The sequence below is a fragment of the Streptomyces sp. GbtcB7 genome (assembly GCF_019091445.1).
GTDB classification, from domain to species: domain Bacteria; phylum Actinomycetota; class Actinomycetes; order Streptomycetales; family Streptomycetaceae; genus Streptomyces; species Streptomyces mirabilis.
The window spans coordinates 159,249-179,614 of the sequence record NZ_JAGXJM010000012.1 but is presented as its reverse complement, the minus strand read 5'-3'; the positions used below and the strand labels follow the sequence as shown (position 1 = coordinate 179,614).

At 70.7% G+C, this 20,366-nt stretch carries 21 protein-coding genes; 10 read left to right on the top strand and 11 right to left on the bottom strand.

Annotation, left to right across the window (positions count from 1 at the left end; genetic code table 11):
• Window positions 1–8 precede the first annotated feature (8 nt).
• Complete coding sequence (locus KVT44_RS21250) at window positions 9–1,082, bottom strand: substrate-binding domain-containing protein (RefSeq protein WP_308314060.1); 1,074 nt, start codon at window positions 1,080–1,082, stop codon at window positions 9–11.
• 296 nt (window positions 1,083–1,378) lie between these two features.
• Here KVT44_RS21250 and KVT44_RS21245 point away from each other — a divergent pair, with 296 nt between their 5' ends.
• Complete coding sequence (locus tag KVT44_RS21245) at window positions 1,379–2,254, top strand: helix-turn-helix transcriptional regulator (protein WP_308314059.1); 876 nt, start codon at window positions 1,379–1,381, stop codon at window positions 2,252–2,254.
• A gap of 93 nt (window positions 2,255–2,347) precedes the next feature.
• On the opposite strand, the gene KVT44_RS21240 is transcribed toward KVT44_RS21245, so the two are convergent.
• On the bottom strand, window positions 2,348–2,767 hold the full coding sequence (locus KVT44_RS21240) for a hypothetical protein (RefSeq protein WP_217568140.1): 420 nt from the start codon (window positions 2,765–2,767) through the stop codon (window positions 2,348–2,350).
• Window positions 2,768–2,871: 104 nt separating this feature from the next.
• On the bottom strand, window positions 2,872–4,083 hold the full coding sequence (locus KVT44_RS21235; protein ID WP_217568139.1) for a pyridoxal phosphate-dependent aminotransferase: 1,212 nt from the start codon (window positions 4,081–4,083) through the stop codon (window positions 2,872–2,874).
• A 127-nt stretch (window positions 4,084–4,210) separates the two neighbouring features.
• On the opposite strand from KVT44_RS21235, the gene KVT44_RS21230 reads away from it, so the two are divergent.
• A complete protein-coding gene (locus KVT44_RS21230) occupies window positions 4,211–4,930 on the top strand; it encodes a hypothetical protein (RefSeq protein ID WP_217568138.1) in 720 nt (239 codons plus the stop codon).
• 229 nt (window positions 4,931–5,159) lie between these two features.
• A complete protein-coding gene (locus KVT44_RS21225; RefSeq protein ID WP_217568137.1) occupies window positions 5,160–6,053 on the top strand; it encodes a serine protease in 894 nt (297 codons plus the stop codon).
• Window positions 6,054–6,074: 21 nt separating this feature from the next.
• Here KVT44_RS21225 and KVT44_RS21220 read toward each other — a convergent pair whose 3' ends face one another.
• Window positions 6,075–7,697, bottom strand: coding sequence for an amidohydrolase family protein (locus KVT44_RS21220; protein ID WP_217568136.1), 1,623 nt, complete (start codon window positions 7,695–7,697; stop codon window positions 6,075–6,077).
• A gap of 38 nt (window positions 7,698–7,735) precedes the next feature.
• Window positions 7,736–9,019: an amino acid deaminase gene (locus KVT44_RS21215; protein WP_217568135.1), complete on the bottom strand. Its 1,284-nt coding sequence runs from the start codon at window positions 9,017–9,019 to the stop codon at window positions 7,736–7,738.
• Between the two features lie 152 nt (window positions 9,020–9,171).
• Between KVT44_RS21215 and KVT44_RS21210 the strand changes: the two genes are divergently transcribed.
• The 5 genes from KVT44_RS21210 (at window position 9,172) to KVT44_RS21190 (ending at window position 13,728) form a co-directional block, all read left to right on the top strand.
• Window positions 9,172–10,239 (top strand): sugar kinase, encoded by a 1,068-nt coding sequence (locus KVT44_RS21210; RefSeq protein ID WP_308314058.1) that lies wholly within the window; start codon window positions 9,172–9,174, stop codon window positions 10,237–10,239.
• Window positions 10,236–11,009 carry an IclR family transcriptional regulator gene (locus KVT44_RS21205; RefSeq protein WP_060899204.1) on the top strand — a complete coding sequence of 258 codons (774 nt, stop codon included), beginning with the start codon at window positions 10,236–10,238 and terminating at the stop codon, window positions 11,007–11,009. The genes KVT44_RS21210 and KVT44_RS21205 overlap by 4 nt, the downstream gene beginning before the upstream one ends.
• Window positions 11,006–11,416 carry a RidA family protein gene (locus KVT44_RS21200; RefSeq protein ID WP_217568134.1) on the top strand — a complete coding sequence of 137 codons (411 nt, stop codon included), beginning with the start codon at window positions 11,006–11,008 and terminating at the stop codon, window positions 11,414–11,416. Before KVT44_RS21205 ends, KVT44_RS21200 begins: the two co-directional genes overlap by 4 nt.
• Window positions 11,417–11,584: 168 nt before the next feature.
• Window positions 11,585–13,060 (top strand): GntP family permease, encoded by a 1,476-nt coding sequence (locus KVT44_RS21195; RefSeq protein WP_217568200.1) that lies wholly within the window; start codon window positions 11,585–11,587, stop codon window positions 13,058–13,060.
• An 86-nt stretch (window positions 13,061–13,146) separates the two neighbouring features.
• The gene (locus tag KVT44_RS21190) at window positions 13,147–13,728 is read left to right on the top strand and encodes a hypothetical protein (protein ID WP_217568133.1); all 582 of its coding nucleotides are present in this window, start codon (window positions 13,147–13,149) and stop codon (window positions 13,726–13,728) included.
• Window positions 13,729–13,797: 69 nt separating this feature from the next.
• Here KVT44_RS21190 and KVT44_RS21185 read toward each other — a convergent pair whose 3' ends face one another.
• The 3 genes from KVT44_RS21185 to KVT44_RS21175 form a co-directional block, all read right to left on the bottom strand.
• Entirely contained in the window at window positions 13,798–15,135 is a 1,338-nt protein-coding gene (locus tag KVT44_RS21185; RefSeq protein ID WP_190172228.1) for a M14 family metallopeptidase, read from the bottom strand.
• A 192-nt stretch (window positions 15,136–15,327) separates the two neighbouring features.
• Window positions 15,328–16,617 (bottom strand): hypothetical protein, encoded by a 1,290-nt coding sequence (locus tag KVT44_RS21180; RefSeq protein ID WP_217568132.1) that lies wholly within the window; start codon window positions 16,615–16,617, stop codon window positions 15,328–15,330.
• A 101-nt stretch (window positions 16,618–16,718) separates the two neighbouring features.
• Window positions 16,719–17,234, bottom strand: coding sequence for a SigE family RNA polymerase sigma factor (locus KVT44_RS21175; RefSeq protein ID WP_075032300.1), 516 nt, complete (start codon window positions 17,232–17,234; stop codon window positions 16,719–16,721).
• Window positions 17,235–17,384: 150 nt separating this feature from the next.
• Between KVT44_RS21175 and KVT44_RS21170 the strand changes: the two genes are divergently transcribed.
• Window positions 17,385–17,753: a hypothetical protein gene (locus KVT44_RS21170; RefSeq protein WP_217568131.1), complete on the top strand. Its 369-nt coding sequence runs from the start codon at window positions 17,385–17,387 to the stop codon at window positions 17,751–17,753.
• A gap of 12 nt (window positions 17,754–17,765) precedes the next feature.
• On the opposite strand, the gene KVT44_RS21165 is transcribed toward KVT44_RS21170, so the two are convergent.
• Together KVT44_RS21165 and KVT44_RS21160 are read right to left on the bottom strand one after the other, a co-directional pair.
• Complete coding sequence (locus KVT44_RS21165; protein ID WP_217568130.1) at window positions 17,766–17,957, bottom strand: hypothetical protein; 192 nt, start codon at window positions 17,955–17,957, stop codon at window positions 17,766–17,768.
• Window positions 17,958–17,968: 11 nt separating this feature from the next.
• Window positions 17,969–18,820, bottom strand: a complete 852-nt coding sequence (locus tag KVT44_RS21160; RefSeq protein WP_217568129.1) for a helix-turn-helix transcriptional regulator — start codon at window positions 18,818–18,820, stop codon at window positions 17,969–17,971.
• A 205-nt stretch (window positions 18,821–19,025) separates the two neighbouring features.
• On the opposite strand from KVT44_RS21160, the gene KVT44_RS21155 reads away from it, so the two are divergent.
• On the top strand, window positions 19,026–19,529 hold the full coding sequence (locus tag KVT44_RS21155) for an ATP-binding protein (protein WP_217568207.1): 504 nt from the start codon (window positions 19,026–19,028) through the stop codon (window positions 19,527–19,529).
• Window positions 19,530–19,710: 181 nt separating this feature from the next.
• On the opposite strand, the gene KVT44_RS21150 is transcribed toward KVT44_RS21155, so the two are convergent.
• Complete coding sequence (locus tag KVT44_RS21150; protein ID WP_217568128.1) at window positions 19,711–20,145, bottom strand: VOC family protein; 435 nt, start codon at window positions 20,143–20,145, stop codon at window positions 19,711–19,713.
• Window positions 20,146–20,366: the final 221 nt, after the last annotated feature.

The window sequence follows — 20,366 nt, the reverse complement described above, 5'->3', positions numbered from 1 at the left end:
TTTTCCCCCTAGTTCCCGGCCCGGCGCGCCATCTCGTGCAGCACCTTGTAGGCGGGCACGGGCGCCTGCCGGACGCCGGTCAGCTTCTGGTTGAGATAGGTGGCGTGGGCGGCGGTGGCCGCCGTGAACTCCGCGGTCGCGCCCTGCGGCCGGAACCCGTGCCTGACGGCGAGCCTGCGCAGGGTCGGGTCGGTGCTCAGGAGCTCGCCGAGCGCGCGGCCCTCGGGAGTGAGGGGTACGACCGTGTGGTCGCTGTTCGCCGTGGTGTCCGGGTAGAGGACGGTGAGGTCACCGACGTCCTGGCCCTGGTTGAGCAGCGCGGCGACCTGCGACTCGTACACGAGCACGAGCGGGTTCCCGGCACCGCTGATGAAGTCCCGGAACGCCGCGTCCGTGCTGGACTGCTGGGCGCCCTGGACGCTGACGAGTTTGTGCATCAGGGGCGCGGTGCGTCCGACGGCGGCGGCGTCGGACGCGACCCGGCCGCCGTCGGCGACGTACGAGGCGGCGGCCAGGTAGAGCGCGCCGGAGTTGGAGGTGTTCGGATCGGTGCTGGCGATGAAGAGCGTGCCGGTCAACTCGCCGTGTGCCGCGGCCCCCTTGAGTTGCTGCCAGGTCCGGTCCTGCCCGGCGGCCTTGAGGTACGCGGCCATCCTGAGCGTGCCGGTGCCCTTGCCGACGGTCGCGAGCCCGTTCGCCGCCAGGACCTCGGCGGCGCTGCGGTGCGCGACGACCACGAGGGGCGAGTAGAACGGGCGCGGCAGCGGCTGCCGTACGTGGAACTTGGCGGCCAGCTCGTCGGCCGGAGCCTGGCTGGAGGGGAAGGCGAAGTCGTACCCCTTGAGGTCCAAGCCGTCCATGGCCCAGGACCCGGAGGTCTCCGTCTTCACGGTGAAGCCCTTGGCAGCCAGGGCCTTCACCACGTCGGGATCGGCGAAGAACTCCGCCTTCTCCGATCCGATCACTCCTTGCACGGTCTTCGTTGCCGTGCCCTTGTCCTGACCTTCGCGGCCCCCGATGACGGCTGCTACCACGCCGCCGATCAACAGGACCGCCAGGACGATTCCCGCGATGCGTCTCACATCGAGGAGAGTGCTCCCGGAACCCAACATTCCCGGCCTCGCCGGGTGAACGGAGGGTGTCCGACCGATCCCGGTATGCAACCGGAACAGCGGCCTCCTGCCGTGGGTGTCACCAGGTGGAGGGCGCGGGGCCTCACCAGGGGAGGGCGCCTGCGTTCTCCACGAAGGCGCCGCTCGGCGCGTCCGTGCCCGCGGCGGCAGTGGCGACGATGATCGAGCCCAGGGAGCAGAGCCCTCCGTGTCGGGGGGACTGGCAGTACCAGGCTGTGGCGGCGCCGGGGGAGCACCATGGAGGGGTGAGCCAACGAGACCCTCGGGACCATCGCGAGCACGGAGAGCTCGGTACCGCGCTGCGGTACTGGCGCGACCGGACCACACCCCAGGAGGCCGGGCTGCCGAGGGGTGGCGCGCGGCGGGCGCCCGGACTGCGCAGGGAGGAGCTGGCGCAGCTCGCCGGGCTCTCGGTGGACTATGTCACCCGCCTCGAACAGGGTCGCGCCACCGCCCCCTCCGACCAGGTCGTCGGCGCGCTCGCCCGCGCCCTGCGCCTGTCGGAGCCCGAGCGCGACCACCTCTACCGGCTGGCCGGGCAGGCCCCGCCCGCGGCCGGACACATCTCGCAGCACGTCCCGCCGAGCGTGCAGCGCCTCCTGGACCAGCTGAGCCAGTCCCCGATCGGGGTCCACGACGCGGCGTACAACCTCATCTCGTGGAACCCGCTGTGGGCCGCGCTGGCGGGGGACCCGTCCGGGTGGCGCGGGCGGGAACGCAACTACGTGTGGCGGCAGTTCACGGGTCTGCCCAGCCGGACCACGCACACCCCGGAGCAGGAGCAGAGGCTGCGCACGGCTCTGGTGTCGGATCTGCGGTCCGCCACCGCCCGCTATCCCGACGACCGGGGGCTGCGCTCGCTGATCGCGGATCTGCGGCGGGAGAGCGAGCCGTTCCGTGAGCTGTGGGCCTCGCACGCGGTCGGGTTCCACAAGGCCGACACCAAGACGGTCCACCATCCCGAGGTGGGGACGATCCTCCTGGACTGCGACACGCTCGCGGTGCCGGGCGGGGACCTGCGGATCACGATCTGCTCGGCGGCGCCGGGTACGGAGGCGGCAGAGCAGCTGGCGCTGCTCGCGACGCTCGGGTTGCAGACGACGGTCACTGCCCTCGGCTGACCGAGGGGTGTGTGGCACCCGGTCCGCGCGTCGCTGCGGGTGCACGCGGACCGGGGCCGTACAGGGGAGCCCGGGGGGCTCAGAGGCGGGCTCTCAGCGAGCCGCGAGTTCGCGGGGTTCGGCGGCCGGGGCGTGGGCGTCCATGCGCTCGGCGGCCAGGATCGCGACCGCGGTGTCCGCGCGGGACGCGGCGACGACGAGGGCACGGCCGGCGAGGGCGTGGGCCCGCTGGTGAAGAGCGCCGACGTGCGGCTCGCGCACGGCGGCGGCCGACGACGCGCGGACCGGTGCCACTCCTCCCCGCAGCCGCGCCACCTGCTCGGCGAGCCGCTCGGCCGCCGCGTCCAGGTCGGCGGACGGCTCGATCGCGCGGATCTCGTCGGTCACCGCGAGGAGCGCCGCGAGGTGTCCGGCGAGCTGGATGTCCAGCTCCTCCTCGCGCGACCGGTGGGGAAAGTCGGAGGGGGTACCGGCCGTCGTGTGGACCGACTTGGTGCGGATCGGTTCGTACATGGGGACGGCCTCCTGTGCTCTTTCAGGAAACCATCCTAGCTTGGATTTCGTCTAAAGTTGAGCCATGTCGCACATCTTGTCGTCCCGCGTACGCTGTGTGAGCGTCACGGCTGGTTGTAACCGTCCAGGAAGTTCCCGATCCGGGTCACCGCGTCGGTCAGATCGCCGACGCTCGGCAGGGTGACCACCCGGAAGTGGTCCGATTCGGGCCAGTTGAAGCCGGTCCCCTGGACGACCATGATCTTCTCTTGGCGGAGCAGGTCGAGGACCATCCGGCGGTCGTCCTTGATCTTGAAGACCTTCGGGTCGAGCCGCGGGAAGAGGTAGAGCGCGCCCTTGGGCTTCACGCAGCTCACGCCCGGGATCTGGGTCAGCAGCTCGTAGGCGACGTCCCGCTGTTCCTTGAGTCGGCCGCCGGGCAGCACCAGGTCGTTGATCGTCTGCCGCCCGCTGAGCGCCGCGACCACGCCGTGCTGACCGGGCATGTTCGCGCACAGGCGCATGTTCGCGAGGATCGTCAGGCCCTCGATGTAGGAGTCGGCGTGCGCGCGGGGGCCGGAGATCGACATCCAGCCGACCCGGTAGCCCGCCACCCGGTACGCCTTCGACATGCCGTTGAAGGTGAGGGTGAGCAGGTCGGGCGCGACCGAGGCGGTCGGGGTGTGCGTGGCGCCGTCGTAGAGGATCTTGTCGTAGATCTCGTCCGAGCAGACCAGGAGGTTGTGGCGGCGGGCGATGTCGGTGAGCCCGCGCAGCATCGCCTCGTCGTACACCGCGCCCGTCGGGTTGTTCGGGTTGATGATGACGATCGCCTTGGTGCGGTCGGTGACCTTGCGCTCCACGTCCGCGAGGTCGGGCATCCAGTCCGACTGCTCGTCGCAGTGGTAGTGCACGGCGGTGCCGCCGGACAGGGACACGGCGGCGGTCCACAGCGGGTAGTCCGGCGCCGGCACGAGGACCTCGTCACCGTCGTCCAGCAGGCCCTGCATCGCCATCACGATCAGCTCGGACACGCCGTTGCCGATGAAGACGTGCTCGACGTCGGTCTCGATGCCGAGGGTCTGGTTGTGCATCACGACGGCGCGGCGGGCGGCGAGCAGGCCCTTCGCGTCGCCGTAGCCGTGCGCCGTCGACACGTTCCGGAGGATGTCCTCCAGGATCTCGGGCGGGCACTCGAACCCGAACGCGGCCGGATTGCCGGTGTTCAGCTTGAGGATCCGATGCCCCGCCGCTTCCAGCCGCATCGCCTCCTCGAGCACCGGGCCCCGGATCTCGTAACAGACGTTGGCGAGCTTGGTCGACTGGATCACCTGCATGACGGTGAGCTTACGGCCGCGTAACGCTCGGCGGGGGGTGTTTTCCACCACGTGAGACGTGGCGTTTTGGGTCGCTTTCTTCCCCACGTTGTGCCGTAAGCCCTTGCGGTCCTTAGAATCCGCGCCCATGTCCTGGCAGAACGGTGAGACCGAGGCCGAGCCGAGGGTGTACCTCCCGAGCGGCGACGGCGAGGCGCCTCCGGCGTACGAGGCGTACGCGGATCCGGCGGCGGCGCACGGCTGGCAGGACGCGTATGAGGGGGCGGGTGCGTACGACGGGTCGGGTGCGTACGACGGGGCGGGTGCGCGGATGGCCGATGGTGACGGGCCGGGTGCGGGGAGGGGCGGCGACGGAGCCGTGGCGGGTATCGGGGCCGGCCGTCGTGAGGGCTCGCGGCGCCGCCGCCGGGAGCCGTCACGGCGGCGGGTGGCGGTGGCCGGCGGCGCGGTGTGTGCGGTCGTCCTCGGCGCGGTGGTCGTGGGACTGTTCGACTCCGGGTCGTCCGGAGCCTCCTCGCCCTCGGGGCGGAGCGACGGTGACGGCCGGGGTGCGTCCGCGTCCCCGGAACCGACGGCTTCCGCGGGTGGCTCGACCGCCGGCGCGGCGGAGACGACGCCGGGCGACTCGCCCGCCGCCTCCGGCGCGAGCGCCGAGCGGACGTCTTCGGGCGCGTCCGCGTCCACCTCGGCGACGCCGTCCACGACGCCATCGCGGTCCCCGTCGGCCGGGACCTCCACCACCTCCACCACCCCCTCCACCAGCCCCACCGCGACCGCGACCACGGGTCGCGGCGCCGGCAACGGCAACCCCGGCCATGGCCAGGGCGCCACCAAGCGGCCGAAGTAGCCGCAGGTCCCGACGGGTTTTGTCCGGGCCACGGCAGACCCCGCGGTGGTGTGGTGCCCCTCCGGTCGCTCGCCCGCGTATACGACACGCCCCGTCCTGCCGCTCCGGCATGCCCATGGCCGGAAACCGCTCCTTGTCCCTCCCGTCCCCTCGATTGACAATGCGCATGACAAAACTGGAAGTGGCCGGAAGATCTCCGGTCGCCCAAGTCGCAAGAGGGGACCCCCACATGAGAAAGCCTCTCGTCGCCGCGCTCTTCGCCCTGGTGATCACCGGGGCGGGCGTGGCACCCGCGGTCGCGGCACCCGCACCCGCGGCGGCGTCCGCATCCGCATCCGCGTCCGTGTCCGCGGTCAAGGCGGACACGAAGGCGGCGGCGCCGACCCTCCAGGCCGTCAGCCTCGCCGGGACCGTCGCGCTCAGCAACTGCTCCGGCTCCGTCATCCGCTTCCCCAACTCCGCGGACAGCGACCCGGCGCTCGTGCTCTCCAACGGCCACTGCCTGGAGACGGGCTTCCCGGAGCCCGGTGAAGTGATCGTCGACCAGGCGTCCAGCCGTACCTTCGGCCTCCTCAACTCCGCCGGCACCCGGGTGGCCACCCTGCGGGCAAGCAAGGTCGCGTACTCGACGATGACCGACACGGACGTCACGATCTACCAGCTCACCAGCACCTACACGACGATCAAGAACTCGTACGGCATCAGCGCGCTGACCGTGCAGGACACGCATCCGACCGTCGGCACCGCCATCACGGTCGCCTCCGGTTACTGGAAGCGGCTCTACAGCTGCAGCATCGACGGGTTCGCGTACCGCCTCAAGGAGGGCGACTGGACCTGGAAGGACTCCATCCGCTACACCTCCGCCTGCAACACCATCGGCGGCACCTCGGGCTCGCCGGTCATCGACCAGGCCACCGGCAAGGTCGTCGCCGTCAACAACACCGGTAACGAGGACGGCGAGACCTGCACGGTGAACAACCCCTGCGAGGTCGACGCGAGCGGCAACGTCACCATTCACCCGGGCATCAACTACGCCGAGGAGACCTACCAGATCCCGGCGTGCTTCACGACCGGCAACAAGCTCAACCTGAGCGCGAGCGGGTGCACCCTGCCCAAGCCGTGATCCCTGTGCGGCGGCGGGCGGTCACCGGGGAGTCCGGCGGACCGCCCGCCCCGCCAGTACGTCCGTCCGCCGCCCGTCCTCGATCACGAACCGGCCGTCGATCAGGACGTACGGGATGCCCGTGGGGAGTCTGCGCGGCTCCTCGAACGTCGAGCCCGCCGCGACCGTGGCCGGGTCGAAGAGGACGAGATCGGCGCGGTACCCCTCGCGGACCAGGCCGCGGTCGGGCAGCCGCAGCCGGGCGGCCGGGCGCCCGGTGAGATGGGCGACGCACTCCTCCAGGGACAGGACGCCCAACTCCCGTACGTACTTCCCCAGATACTGCGGGAACGTGCCGTACGCGCGCGGGTGCGGCTTGTCGCCGCGCAGGATGCCGTCCGAACCGCCGGTGTGCACACGGTGCCGCATGATCGCGCGGACGTTCTCCTCGTGGCCGACGTGCTGGAGGATCGTCGGGCCCAGCCGGTCGTCGAGGAGCAGGCGGCGGGCGGTCGTCCAGGGGCTCTCGCCGAGCCGGTCGGCGGACTGCCGGACCGTGCTGCCGACGTACGACGCGAGGGCCGGGTCGGTGACCCCCGAGATCTCGATCGTGTCCCACTCGATGGGCACGCCGTGGCAGCCGTCGGCCCCGATCACCTCCATGTGGTGCCGGACGCGTTCGGCCGTCTCCTCGTCCTTCAGGCGCGTGAGGATCGCCTCCGGGCCGCCCTCGCTCGCCCAGCTCGGCAGCATCGCCACGAGGGTGGTGCAGCCGGGGGTGTAGGGGTACGTGTCGAGGCTGATGTCCGCGCCCGCGGCGAGGGCGTCGTCCAGGAGGGCCAGCAGCTCCGGGGCCCTGCCCTCGTTGACGCCGAAGTTCATGGTGGCGTGGGCGAGGTGGAGCGGGCAGCCCGCCTCGCGGGTGAGGGCCACCATCTCCTCGTACGCCGCGAGGGCGCCCGCCCCGTACGAGCGGTGGTGCGGGCAGTAGTAGCCGCCGTACTCCGCCACCACCCGGCACAGCTCGGTCAGTTCGGCGTCCTGGGCGTACATGCCGGGGGTGTAGGTGAGGCCGGAGGACATGCCGACGGCGCCCTCGCGCATTCCGTCGGCCACCAGCCGCCGCATCCGCTCCAGCTCCCGCGCCGTCGCCGGGCGGTCCTCCCAGCCGACGGCGAGCATCCGGACGGTGCCCTGCGGGATCAGATACGCGGCGTTCACCGCGATGCCCTCGCCGTCGAAGCCGTGGTCGAGCCGGTCCAGGTACTCGCCCACCGAACGCCAGCCGAAGTCGATGTCGTCGCCGGGTCCGTTCCAGCCGGTGATCGTGGACCGGACCTCCGCGAGGGTGCGGTCGTCGACCGGCGCGTACGACAGCCCGTCCTGGCCGATGACCTCCAGGGTCACCCCCTGGGCCGCCTTCGCGCTGTGGTCCGGGTCACGCAGGAGGGCGAGGTCGCTGTGGGCGTGCATGTCGATGAACCCGGGGGAGAGGGCCAGGCCCTCGGCGTCCAGGACCCGCCGGGCGACCGGCCGCAGACAGCCGGCCGCCGCGCCCTCCTTGAGCACGGTGGTGATCCTGCCGCCCTCGATGCCCACGTCGGCGCGGTACGAGGGACCTCCGGTGCCGTCGACGACCTCCGCGTCGCGGATGACGAGATCCATCACAGGGGCCTCCTGGAAACATTCGTCACAACGGCCTCTCAGAAGAACGTACGGACGTAGTCCACGACCGTGCCGTCCGCCTCCACCAGCGGAATCAGCTGCCACTTGTCGAAGGACGTGCAGGGGTGGGACAGCCCGAGGCCCACCCAGTCCCCGACCTCCACGTCCACCTCCGGGTCCGTGCGCAGCCACGCGTGCTGGTCGGAGAGCGCGGTCACCGTCAGACCCGTCGCCGGCCGCTCGGCACCGTCCCGCCGCACCACCTGGGCCTCGGGCAGATCGAGGTCGTACGCCGCGTCCCGCTTGCCCGCGTTGACGAAGGCCTGCTCGGGGGAGGGCCGGGAGACGACCTGGGCCCAGAGGCGGAACGCGGGGTGCAGGGCGCCCTCCTCGGGGACCCGGGTGAAGGGGGTGAGCCGGCGGTAGTGGCCGTCGTCGTGCGAGACGTAGGCGCCCGAGCGCAGCAGCTTCAGTACGGGCAGGGAGAGGTCGGGGAGCTCGGAGAAGACGTCCGCGACGGCGTCGAACCAGGCGCTGCCGCCCGCGCTGACGACGATCTCCGCCAGTCCTTCGAACCGGCCCGCCTTGTCGAAGTCCACCGCCAGCGCGGTCAGCCGCCGCAGCCAGGCATGCACGCGCTCGGGGTCCGCCCCCGGGACCTCGCCCTCGTAGCCCGCCACGCCGACCAGCCGCAGGGTCCGCGTCGCGGCCACCGCGTCCGCGACCGCCGCGCACTCCGCCTCCGTACGCACGCCGGTGCGGGCCCCCGCGCCGGCGGCGAGCTCGACGACCACGTCCACCGGACGGGTGGAGCCGTGCAGCGCCGCGTCCATCAGTTCGACGCCGCGCACCGAGTCGACGTAACAGACGAAGCGGAAGTCCGGGTCTGCCGCCAGTTCGGACGCGATCCAGCGCAGCGCCGCCGCGTCGACGATCTCGTTCGCGAGGAAGATTCGCTCGATCCCGAACTCCCGCGCCACGCGCACCTGGTGGGGCACGGCGAGCGTGATGCCCCAGGCGCCGTGCTCGATCTGCCGCCAGAACAGCTGGGGGGCCATCGAGGTCTTGCCGTGCGGGGCGAAGGCGAGGCCGTGGCGGTCGGCGTACGTCTCCATCAGTTCGAGGTTGTGCGTGAGGCGCTCGGCGGACAGGGCGAGGACGGGGGTGGTGAAGCCGCCGGTGAAGAGGTCGCGGCGCTGGGCGGCCAGCTCGCCGACGGTCAGACCCTCGGCGTCCGGGGGGAGGCCCTTGAAGCGGTGGTCGACGCGGTCCGCGGCGAGACGGTCCGCCGCCAGACGGGCGGCGGCTTCGGAGGCGGTCATGGGGGCCATCCCTTCAAGGGTGCTGCACCGTGTTGCATCATGTGCAACGGTCATTGCGTATGTCGCTTACTGCTGTCTAACATCCCAGCCAACGCAGGGTCAACGGTGCCGTTCGCCACCGTCGGCCGCGAGAGCGAGGAGCCCCAGTCATCGTGACCCCCACCGTTGTCGACGTCGTAGCGCTCGGCGAGTCCATGGTCACGTTCCTGCCCACCCGGCCCGGGCGCCTCGCCGATGTGCCGTCGTTCGAGCGGGGGATCGGCGGAGCCGAGTCCAACGTGGCGTGCGTGCTCGCCGCGGCCGGGCACACCGCGCGCTGGGTCGGCCGGGTCGGCACCGACGGGTTCGGTGACCACCTCGTCGAGGCGATCGCCGCGTACGGCGTCGACACCTCCGCCGTACGACGGGATCCCGCGCGCCCGACGGGCATCTACTTCCGCACGGCGGGCGACCGGTCGAGCGACGCCCACGAGGTCGCGTACTACCGGGCCGGATCCGCCGCCTCCGCGATGACCAAGGACAACGTGGACGTGGACGCCCTGCGCTCGGGCCGCGTACTGCACCTGTCCGGCATCACCGCCGCGCTGTCCGAGGACTGCCTCGGCCTGATGCGCGAACTCACCGCGCCTCGCGCGAGGCGCCCCCTCATCTCCTTCGACGTCAACCACCGCGCCGGGTTGTGGCGCGACGCCGACGGACCGCGCGTCCTGCTCGACCTCGCACGCGGCGCGGACATCGTGTTCGTCGGGGACGACGAGGCCCGCGCGGCCTGGGGGCTGTCCGGGGCACGGGCGATCCGCGACGCGCTGCCGGAACCGGCCGTCCTCGTCGTCAAGCAGGGCGGCGACGGGGCGACCGTGTTCGAGAGGGCCGCGGCGGGCCGCGCGGCTTCGGGGGCCGGCCAGGACGCCCCCGACACCGCCACGTTCGTACGCGCCCTGCGCGTCGACGTGATCGCGGCCGTCGGCGCGGGCGACGCCTTCGCCGCCGGGTTCCTCTCCGCCACCCTGCGCGCACTGCCCGCCCGGGAGCGGCTCCGGCACGGCCACCTCATGGCCGCCGCCGCCCTCACCGTCCACGGCGACCTCGCCGCGCCCCCCTCCCGCGACCACGCCGACCGGCTGGCCGCTGTGGACGACGACGCGTGGGAGACACTTCGACTCGGCCCCGGCTGGACCGAAGCCGTCACGCGGGCCCAGGAGGAGGTACGTACCCCATGAGCCAGACCGTCGACCGAGCGCTGAGCATCCTGCCGCTGCTCGCCGAGGGACCCGCCGACCTCGGCCAGGTCGCCGACCGCCTCGGCGTCCACAAGTCCACCGCGCTCCGCCTCCTGCGCACCCTGCACGAGCACGGCCTCGTCTACCGCCAGTCCGACCAGCGCTACCGCCTCGGCGCCCGCCTCTTCGCCCTCGCCCAGGAAGCCGTCGAGAACCTCGACGTCCGCGAGATCGCCCACCCCCACCTCGTACGGCTCAACGAGACGTGCGGGCACACCGTCCACCTCGCGGTGTACGAGGAGAACGAGGTCCTCTACATCGACAAGGTGGAGAGCCGCTACCCGGTGCGCATGTACTCGCGGATCGGGAAGCCGGTCGCCATCACGGTCGCCGCCGTCGCCAAACTCCTCCTCGCCGATCTTCCCGAGCCCGAGCGCCGCGCCCTCGCGGACAAGCTCGACTACCCCATGTACACGGCCCGTTCGACCCCCAACGCGCCCGCATTCCTCAAGGAGCTGGCCACGGTGCGCGAACAGGGCTGGGCCACCGACCTCGGTGGCCACGAGGAGTCCATCAACTGCGTCGCGGCCCCCATCCGCGGCGCCGACGGACGCGTCGTCGCCGCGATGTCGGTCTCCGCGCCGAACGTCGTCGTCACCGCCGACGAACTCCTCACCCTGCTCCCGCTGGTGCGCCGGACCGCCGACGCCATCAGCCACGAGTATTCCGGCAAGCCCCCAGCCAAGGAAGAGAGTTCCCGACGTCCATGACCGAGAAGACCGCCCTCACCCCCAAGACCCACACCACGCCGCCCGCGAAGTTCTCGCACGGCGTGAAGAAGGGGAACATCCTCCAGGTCGCCGGACAGGTCGGCTTCCTCCCGGCCGAGGAGGGCAAGCCGCCCACGCCCGCCGGTCCCACCCTGCGTGAACAGACCCTCCAGACCCTCGCCAACGTTCAGGCGATCCTCGAGGAGGGCGGCGCGAGCTGGGACGACGCGATGATGATCCGCGTCTACCTCACGGACGTCGACCACTTCGCCGAGATGAACCAGATCTACAACACCTACTTCGAGGAGCAGGGCCTCACCGAGCCCCCCGCCGCCCGCACCACGGTCTACGTCGGCCTGCCGGCCGGCCTCCTCATCGAGATCGACGCGCTCGCCGTACTGGGCTGAGCAACCCCCTCCAACTCCCGCACCCCGTACGTCATCACGGCACGGCGTCCATCCCCATGGGACGCCGAGCCGCGATCCCCCCTGCCCGAAAGCCGCATGCCCCACTTACCCGACTGCAGAGGTCCCCCGCCCATGTCCTCGCCCCTGTCCTCGCTCATGTCCGCGCCCATGCCCCTGCTGGCCGCCACCACCGCACCACCGGCCCCACTCCACACCGGCGGTCTGATCGCCCTCATCCACGGCACCGCCGGTCTGTTGACCGTCGCCGCGCTCGGCATCGCCCTGCTCCTCGTCCTGATCATCAAGGCGAGACTCCAGCCCTTCGTGGCGCTGCTCGCGGTCTCCATAGCCGTCGGCCTCGCGGCCGGTCTCTCCGTCACCGAACTCTTCGGCACGGTCCAGCGCTCCGACGCCGTCTCCCTCATCGAGTCCGGCATGGGCGGCACCCTCGGCCACATCGCGATCATCATCGGGCTCGGCACGATGCTCGGCGCGATCCTCGAAGTCAGCGGCGGGGCCGAGGTGTTGGCGTCCCGGCTGCTGAACCTCTTCGGCGAGGAGCGGGCGCCCCTCGCCATGGGCCTCACCGGCCTCATCTTCGGTATCCCGGTCTTCTTCGACGTCGGCATCTTCGTCCTCGCGCCGATCGTGTACGCGGCAGCCAAGCGCGGCGGCAAGTCGATCCTGCTCTACTGCCTGCCCCTGCTCGCGGGTCTCTCCATGACCCACGCGTTCCTGCCGCCGCACCCGGGCCCGGTCGCCGCCGCGGGACTGCTCCACGTACAGCTCGGCTGGGTCATCCTCATGGGCATCGTCTGCGGCATCCCCGCCGTGCTCGCCGCCTGGGTCTGGTCCGCGTGGATCGGCAGGCGGATCTTCGTCCCCGTACCGCAGGACATGGCCGAGGCCGCCGACGAGGCGAGGGCCGCGCTGGTCGAGGAGCAGCGGGCCGCCGGGGTCGCGCCGCAGGAGAAGCCGGTGCCGCTCGGCACGGTCCTGGCCATCATCGGTACGCCGCTGGTGCTGATCCTGCTCGCGACCTTCTCCTCGATCGCCTTCGACCCCTCCACGGGCCGCTCGGTCATCACGTTCTTCGGCCACCCCTTCGTCGCGCTGACGATCGCGCTGCTGCTGGCGTACTACCTGCTCGGCATCCGCCGCGGCTGGTCCCGCAAGTCGCTGGAGACGGTGTCCACGGCCTCGCTGAAGCCGGTCGGCAACATTCTGCTCGTGGTCGGCGCGGGCGGGGTCTTCGGCGCGGTCCTCAAGGGCAGCGGGGTCGCCCAGGCCCTCTCCGACACCTTCAACGACGTCGGCCTGCCGGTGATCGTCCTCGCCTACCTCATCTCCTTGGTCCTGCGTGTCGCCCAGGGCTCGGCCACGGTCGCCATCGTCACCACGGCCGGTATCGTGGCCCCGCTGCTGACCGAGGGCGACCACTCCCAGGCCTTCGTCGCTCTGGTCATCATGGCGATCTCGGCGGGCTCCATCTTCGCCTCGCACGTCAACGACGGCGGCTTCTGGATGGTCGCGAAGTACTTCGGCATCTCCGAACGGGACACCCTCAAGACCTGGACGGTTCTGGAGTCGGTGCTGTCGGTCGCGGGCTTCGCGGTGGCGGCGGTGGTGAGCCTGTTCGTGTAGGTACGGGGCGTCTTCGTACAACAGTCGCGTTGCCAACTTGGGGGCTGGCTGTGTCCGGCACAGGATCTTCGACCATACTGCCCGCTGTGGAGCAGCGCATAGGTTCGAAGAGCCAGCCCCTGGACGCCGCCGCGGTGAACCCGGCGTACATCCCCGGGCTCACGTCACCCGCGAAGGCGGAGCCGATGGACGCGGCCGTCGAGGAGGCCGCCTCCGAAGAGGCCGCGTCCGAGGAGGCGGTTGTCGAGGACGCCGCCCCCGAGACGGCGGTCGCCGAGGAGGCACCCGCCGAGCCCGAAGAGGAGGCCACCTCCGAATCCGACCCGGACTCCGAGCCCGAACCGGACCCGGACGGGCCGGTGTTCGAGGCGTCCGACCGGCGCGCCTCGATCAAGGCAGACCACAGCGGCGTACGGCTGCGTCTGGACGACCAGGAGGCGGAGTTCCGCTGGGACGAGATCGGCGCCGTCGAGACGGAGTCGCCCCGCTTCGGGAAGCGGTTCACCATCACGGTGCACACCCCGGACCGCCGCTGGTACCCGATCGAGATCGAGGCGACGGCCCGGGCCCGCTTCAAGGAGTGGGAGGACCAGCTGGACGCGGTCCTGGACGCCTACTTCGAAGACGGTGACGATTCCGAAGAGGCCCCGGAGGAGAGCGCCCCGTAAGGGGCGCGGGGAACTGCGCGACCAGCTACATCCGGCCCGCAGTTCCCCACCCACCGGTCTGTCCCACTCCTAGCTGCAGTACTGCGTCGCCTTACCGATCGACCGGTACATGCAGTCCGCGTTCTCCAGCAACTGCAACACCGCGTCCCGGTTCCGCGAGGTCTCCCGCTCGATGACCTCGTCGGGCGGGTAGAACCCACCTCCGGAACTGGACGTCGGGTACATCTCGAAGGTGTAGTCGAAGATCTTCTGACTGCCCCAGAGGTAGTCGTCGATCGACCCGTCGGTGATGTAGAGGTCGCTGGACTGCTCCGGGGTGTACCCGTTGCTGGCCGCCATCTTCTGGCCGACGGCCTTGAACGCGGCGGCGTCGTCCGCGGTCATGCCGGTCGCGGTGTCGGCGGTGGTGTACCCGAAGGGCCACAGCACGAGTTCGCTGTACGTGTGGAAGTCGATCCCGGCCTTGATCTGCTGCTTCCCGCCGACGACCCGGCCGCGCACGAAGTCGGCGACGACCTTCACCTCGGGCGCGGACTCGGCGGAGGCGCCGCGGTAGGTCTCGGAGGACGTGGAGCCGGACGAGCCGCCGCAGCAGCCCCACTTGTAGTTCCAGTTGCGGTTGAGGTCCGTACCGACGTACGAGGAACCGGAGTTGGGCTGACGGTTCTTGCGCCAGGAGCGGTAGGAGCCGGTCGCGATGTCGTACTCGCCGCCGTCCGGATTGAGGTCCGGGACGATCCAGATCTCACGGTTGTTCACCATGTCGGTGACCCGGGAGTCGCTGCCGTACCCGGCCCCGAGCTCGCGCAGCAGATACAGCGCCATCTCGACGGTCAGGTGCTCGCGGGCGTGCTGGTGGAAGGTGAGGAGGACCTCGGGCTCGTTCTCGTCGGTGGCCACGTTGTCGCTGACCTTGATGGCGACGATGTCCCGGCCCTGGTACGACTTGCCGATCACCCGCTTGCTCATGATGCTCGGGTAGGCCGCGAGGCGCTGGTCGATCTCCGTGTTCATCTCGGCGTAGTTGTGGTACTTCGAGTCGGCCGAGGGGAAGTCGAGGAGGCGGACGTCACCGGCGCCGTTCGACCGGTTCGGCGCGGACCCCAACAGGGAGACCTCGTAGCCGAGTTGGCGCAGCTCTTTGACCTGGTCGGCGCGGCCCGAGACGACGACGGTCTCCTCGTCGGCCTCGTCCACAGTGACGCCGGTCCGCTGGATGGCGGTGCGGGTCACCGGGGTGGTGCTCTGGTGGATCTCGTACTGGCGGATGTCGTCGGCCGAGGGCGCGGGGGCCTTCGCTCCGGTCGCCGTGGCGTGGGTGGCGGTGGCGGTGATCGGGGCGGCGAGGGCGAGCGCGAGCAGGGTCGCGAGGGTGACGGTGCGCCTGCCGCGTCTGTGAAGTCGCATGAATTCTCCTTGGCGGAGTGTGGGGGGTGGAACCAGTGCGACGTACGGAGTGCGGGTGTGGCGCTCATGGTGAGTGTTTGGCATGGGCAGGTCAAGAGTCCCTAAAGGGCCGGTGGCGGAAACCGGTCATGCGTCGGACCCCGCCGGCAGGTCCGCCCGACGGGGCCCGAGTTGGGAAAGAGGCGAGGGAACTCAGCCCAGACCGCGCCACTTCGCACTGAGGGCGATCGCCCGGAGCTGCTTCGTCGTGAGCGCGGGGGCGGTGCGCGTCGCGGCGGTCGCCTGGCTGCCGGAGTTGAAGGCGCTGACCACCACGCGGAATCCGTTGGTCCTGATGGTGTCGGCGGTCCACATGACGACGCCGGCGCCGCCCTTCTCGCCCGGCTCCTCGCGCGTGACGACCTTCGCGCCGTCGGCCAGCGTCTCGGTGCCCGCCCCGAAGAGCTGGTGCTCGACGTCCGACATGTTCGGCTGCACGTTGATCTGGACCAGGCTCCTGCCCTTGCCGTCGTCGAGGACGACATAGCCGTACCCGCTGTCCGCGCCGCTCTTGGCGACCACCTTGACGCCCTTGGGGAGCAGCGAGACAAGTGTGGAAGCGACCGCGCCGCCGTGGGCGCCCGAGGGCTGTGCGGGTGCCGCCGTCGGGGCCTTGGGTTCCACCGGGATCGCGTCGACGACGCCCAGCCACACGCGGGCCGTGACGAGTGTCTTCAACCGTGCCGTGGACAGCGGGGGTTCGGCCCTGCTGACCGGCGCGCCCTTCTCGGCCGCGGCGTTCCATTCACTCACGCCGACGTGCTGACCCTTGGGGGTGACGAGGTCCGCCGTCCATAGCTTCGTGTCCGCGCGGCGGTCCGGGTACTCGTACCCCTGGAAGATCTTGAGTGCCGAGCCGTCGGGCAGCCTGGTCACGGCGCAACTGTCGTACGGCGTCAGGACCTTGTCCGGGCATTCGACGGTCTGGCGGGCCTGCTCGCTGCCCGGCAGGACCCGGTCGAAGCCGACGGCGATGGCCGCCTTGCCCTTGCCGTCGTTGTAGACGACCTGGGCGTACGGCGGCAGCTCCGCGTCCGTGCCGCGTGCTTCCGCCGAGGCGAACTCGCCCCGGGGGAGCAGCTTCTCGAGGATGCCGATCAGTTCGTCGCCGGTGTACGACGCCTTGGGGGTGGCCGAAGCGACGGGGGTCTTCGCACCGGTGGCCACGGACTGCCGCCCGTCGTCCCCGCCCGGTACGAGGAGTGCCCCGCCGAGGCCCACGAGCGCGACCGAGGCCAGGCCCGCCACGACGGCGGCCCTGCGCCGCAGCAGCAGTCGGTGGCCGCGCGTCTCGCCGGCGGCGACCAGGGCGCGCCGGTCGGTCTCGTAGGCCCCGCCGGCCTGGTGCAGGGCCTCGCCGAGCCGTTCCTCGAAACGGTCCTCGTGGTCGTGGTCGTGGTCCTGGTCGTGGCCGTGGTGGTGGTCGTGGTTGTCAACGGGCATGGCGAATCACCCTCTCTGCTCTCCGTAAGGGCTGTCTGTCGGAGCTGTGGGTCGGAGCTGTGGGTCGGAGTCTCGGTACGGTCGTCGGCGCCGGGGCGGCGTCAGGGTCTGGCGTGCTCGCCGAGGGCGTCCCCGAGCAGCAGCCGCAGCCGGGCGAGTGCGCGGGTGCAGCGGGTGCGTACGGCGGCCGAGCTGACGTTCATGGCCTCGGCGGTCTCCTCGACGCTGCGGTCCTCCCAGTAGCGCAGCACGACCACGGCCCGGTCCTTGGCGGACAGCCGGCCGAGTGCCTCGACCAGGGTCAGCCGCAGGGGCGTGTCGGTGTCGGCCGCGCGCGGGTCGGGAAGGTCGGGGAACTCGTCCGTGGCGCGTTCCCGGCTGCTGCGGCGCCGCTGGTGGGCGAGGAAGGTACGGGTGAGGACGGTCTGGGCGTACCCGGCGGGGTTGCCGACGCGGGAGACCCGGTACCAGCGGACGTACAGGCGACCGAGGGTCTCCTGCACCAGGTCCTCGGCGAGATGGGTGTCCCCGCCGGTGAGCAGACAGGCGGAACGGTAGAGATGCCCCGCCCGCGCCGCCGCGAACTCGGCGTAGTCGGCCCCCCGGATCTGTCTCATCCCGCCCCCGTGTCTTCGGTACCGCCGCCTTCACTTCATTGATGCGCCGGCCCCCCGGAAATGTTTCAGCGGATGGAAAGAAGGTCCGGAGGGGGCTCACAGGGGGCCCTCCACGTAGGGGGTCCGCGTGCGCAGGGATAGGTTGCCGGAGTGACAGACCAGCCGCCCGCCTCCACCCCACCGGGCTTCGGCCCGCCCCCGCCGCAGTACGCCCCGCGGCCGCCCCAGCCCCCGGCGCCCGGCCCGGAGTTCCTGGCGGTCGACAAGCACAACTCGGTCGTTGTCGACGCGTCTGGTGTGGCCTTCGAGATGTACGACATCACGGTCGACTTCCCCTGGGCCGAGATCCGCAGCGTCCACTACAAGGCGAGCCCCAACGGCAAGGCCCTGATGGTCGCCGTGGTCCACCTGGACGGCAGGGTCTACGAGTGCGTGGTGACCGCGAAGCCGCGGGAGTTGTTGCGCGGGTGGTTCGCACAGTTGGCGTGGGTGCTGGGGTACTACCGGCCGATGGGGTAGCCGTCCGACGACTCAGAGGAGGTGGTCGGCCCTGCCCGCCTTGATGTCGAGGATCATGGTGCGGAGCGCTTCGCGGGTGTCGGTGAGGTAGGTGTCCTCGGCGCCGGCTATGGCGATGTAGGCGTTGCCTTGGGGGTCGGTGCCGAGGCGGAAGCAGCTGGCTCCCTCGCCGCAGAACGGGTCCTCCCAGGTGATGTTGTCCATCGGGCGTCTCCTCACAGGCTGTTGGCGATGTCGCGGATGAAGTCGCGTGATGCCTCTGGGGAGAGGGCCATGCGCTCCATCCAGTCCAAGTGCGCACGGTACTTGGCCAACTGCACGGCCCCGCCCAGGAATTCCGGGCCGTGCGAGTTGTCGACCTGGACGGTGTCGAGTTGCGGCACGGACGCTTCCAGGTAGTTGACCGTGTTGCCCGCGCCGGGGAACGTCCCTGCGGCGAAGGGGATGACCAGGAGACGAATCGGTGGGCGCTCCGACAAGCTGAGCAGGTGCTCCAGCTGGGCGCGGGCCACTTTGCGGCCACCGAACTGCATGCGCAGCACGGCCTCGTGCACCAGGCCGACGTACTCGGGCGGGTTCTCGCCTTCCAGTACTTGCTGCCGCTCCACTCGGTAGGCGAGTCGCAGGGCGACCTCACGCTCGGGCAGCGGTGGCAGTACAGCCCTGAAGAGTTCGAGCGCGTGATCGCTGGTCTGCAGTACCCCCGGAACATGGATGGTGTGGGCCGTGCGCATCCTGACCGCGTGTGACTCCAACTCCGCGATGTCCAGCAGATTGGAGGGAAGGGAGCCCCGGTACCGCTCCCACCAGCCACGACCGCTGGGTTGAGCCATGGCTACCAGCGCCTCCACGTACGCCGGGTCCGAGCAGTCGCAGTTGCAGGCGAGGGTGCGTAGCCGCTCGGGGCTGATGGTGCGGATGCCCGTCTCTACGTTGGAGATCTTCGCCCGGTCGAGACCGAGCAGCCCGGCGGCATGGTCTGCGGTCATTCCCGCTGCCGTCCGCATCTTGCGCAGCTCGGCGCCCAGACGCTTCTGACGCTCCGTGGGTGTCGTCCTCGGTGGCATGGCCTCCCTCTCGCGCGGCTCGGCAGCAGTCTGCCGTTACTGGCCGTCGATGGACCACGAATGGGTCAATTTCTTCACCCAGGTGGCAATGTAACCATCGCTTGCCCTACGTTGAGTAACGCACCAGCCACTGACGGCAGTTGGAAGTGCACCGCAGGCCCCTGCCCGCGACAGGCCACCGCTGCCCTCCCCCCAAGGAGGACCGATGTCCCCATGCCCCCTCGCGACCGCCTACCCCGCCGACCCCACCCGGCCCAGCCCCGAAACCCTCGCGTACAGCCTCACTCTCCCGGCGGCGCTGGCCAGCCCGGCGCTCGCGCGAGCGGCCACGCGTGCGTTGCTGGCTGCGCACGATCTGCGCGACATCATGGACGCGGCGCTACAGGCGGTCGGTGAACTGACCGCGACCGCCTGCCAGTTCACCGAATCCCCCGACTTCTACCTGTCGCTCCGCTATCGGGGTGGCGCCTTCCGCGTGATTGTCTACGACCGTCACCCACGCCACACCCACCCCCGCCTGACCGCGGCCTGCGACGCCCGCCGCCGCGCGGGCCTGCGGGTCCTGGCCTGCGTATGCCGGGCCTGCGACGGCGACTGGGGCTTCGGGGAGTCGCGGGAGCCGGGCGGGGGGACGCGGATGTGGGCGACGTTGCCGCGGGTGAGCGCGGCCGAGTACGGCGCGCGGTCGAGCGCGCTCGACCCCGCATGACGACTCCACCGAGCGTGCGGGGTGAGCGCGTCACAGCACCTATCACCGCATGGTCCGGGCCCGCGTCGAGCACGTCTTCGCCCGGCTGCACAACCTCGCCCTCACGGGATAACTCCCGCCCCATACGAGACCAGAGAGGTCCAAGGGAGGCGGCTCCCCGCCTTTTCGGCTCGGAGAATGCTCAGTCGATACAGAACTCGTTGCCCTCGATGTCCAGCATCGGGATGCACGACTCGTTTTCCTCATCGGCGTACAGCGTTTGCACGTGTACCGCGCCGAGCGGGACCAGTCGTGCGCATTCGGCCTCAAGTGCGGCGAGGCGCTCTTTGCCCACGAGCCCGGTGCCGACCCGCACATCAAGATGCACCCGGTTCTTGGCGGCCTTCCCCTCGGGAACACGCTGGAAGTACAGTCGCGGGCCCACACCTGAGGGATCACTGCAGGCGAACCATGAATCCCGCTGCTCAGGTGGCTGCGAGCGCTTGAAATCGTCCCAAGTGGCAAAACCCTCCGGTGGCGGTGGCACGACGTACCCCAACACCTCGCACCAGAAACGAGCGAGACGCTCAGGTTCTGCGCAGTCAAAGGTGACTTGGAACTTCTTGATCTCTGACATCGGCGCACCATAACAGGGGCATTCTGCGCACCTGGCGGCGGAGCCCACCAGCGGCCTCCAGGGTCCAGTCCTGACCAACCACCCTCATGCCAAAGATCAGTTACGGGACAGGCTGCGGCCGAGGGATTCAAGGGCCGCCCTCATACGGACCGCCCCGGAAGTACATGCTCCCGTGCGGGCGGGGACGGTCACCGCGCTCATGTGCGGCGTCCGATCGGTCG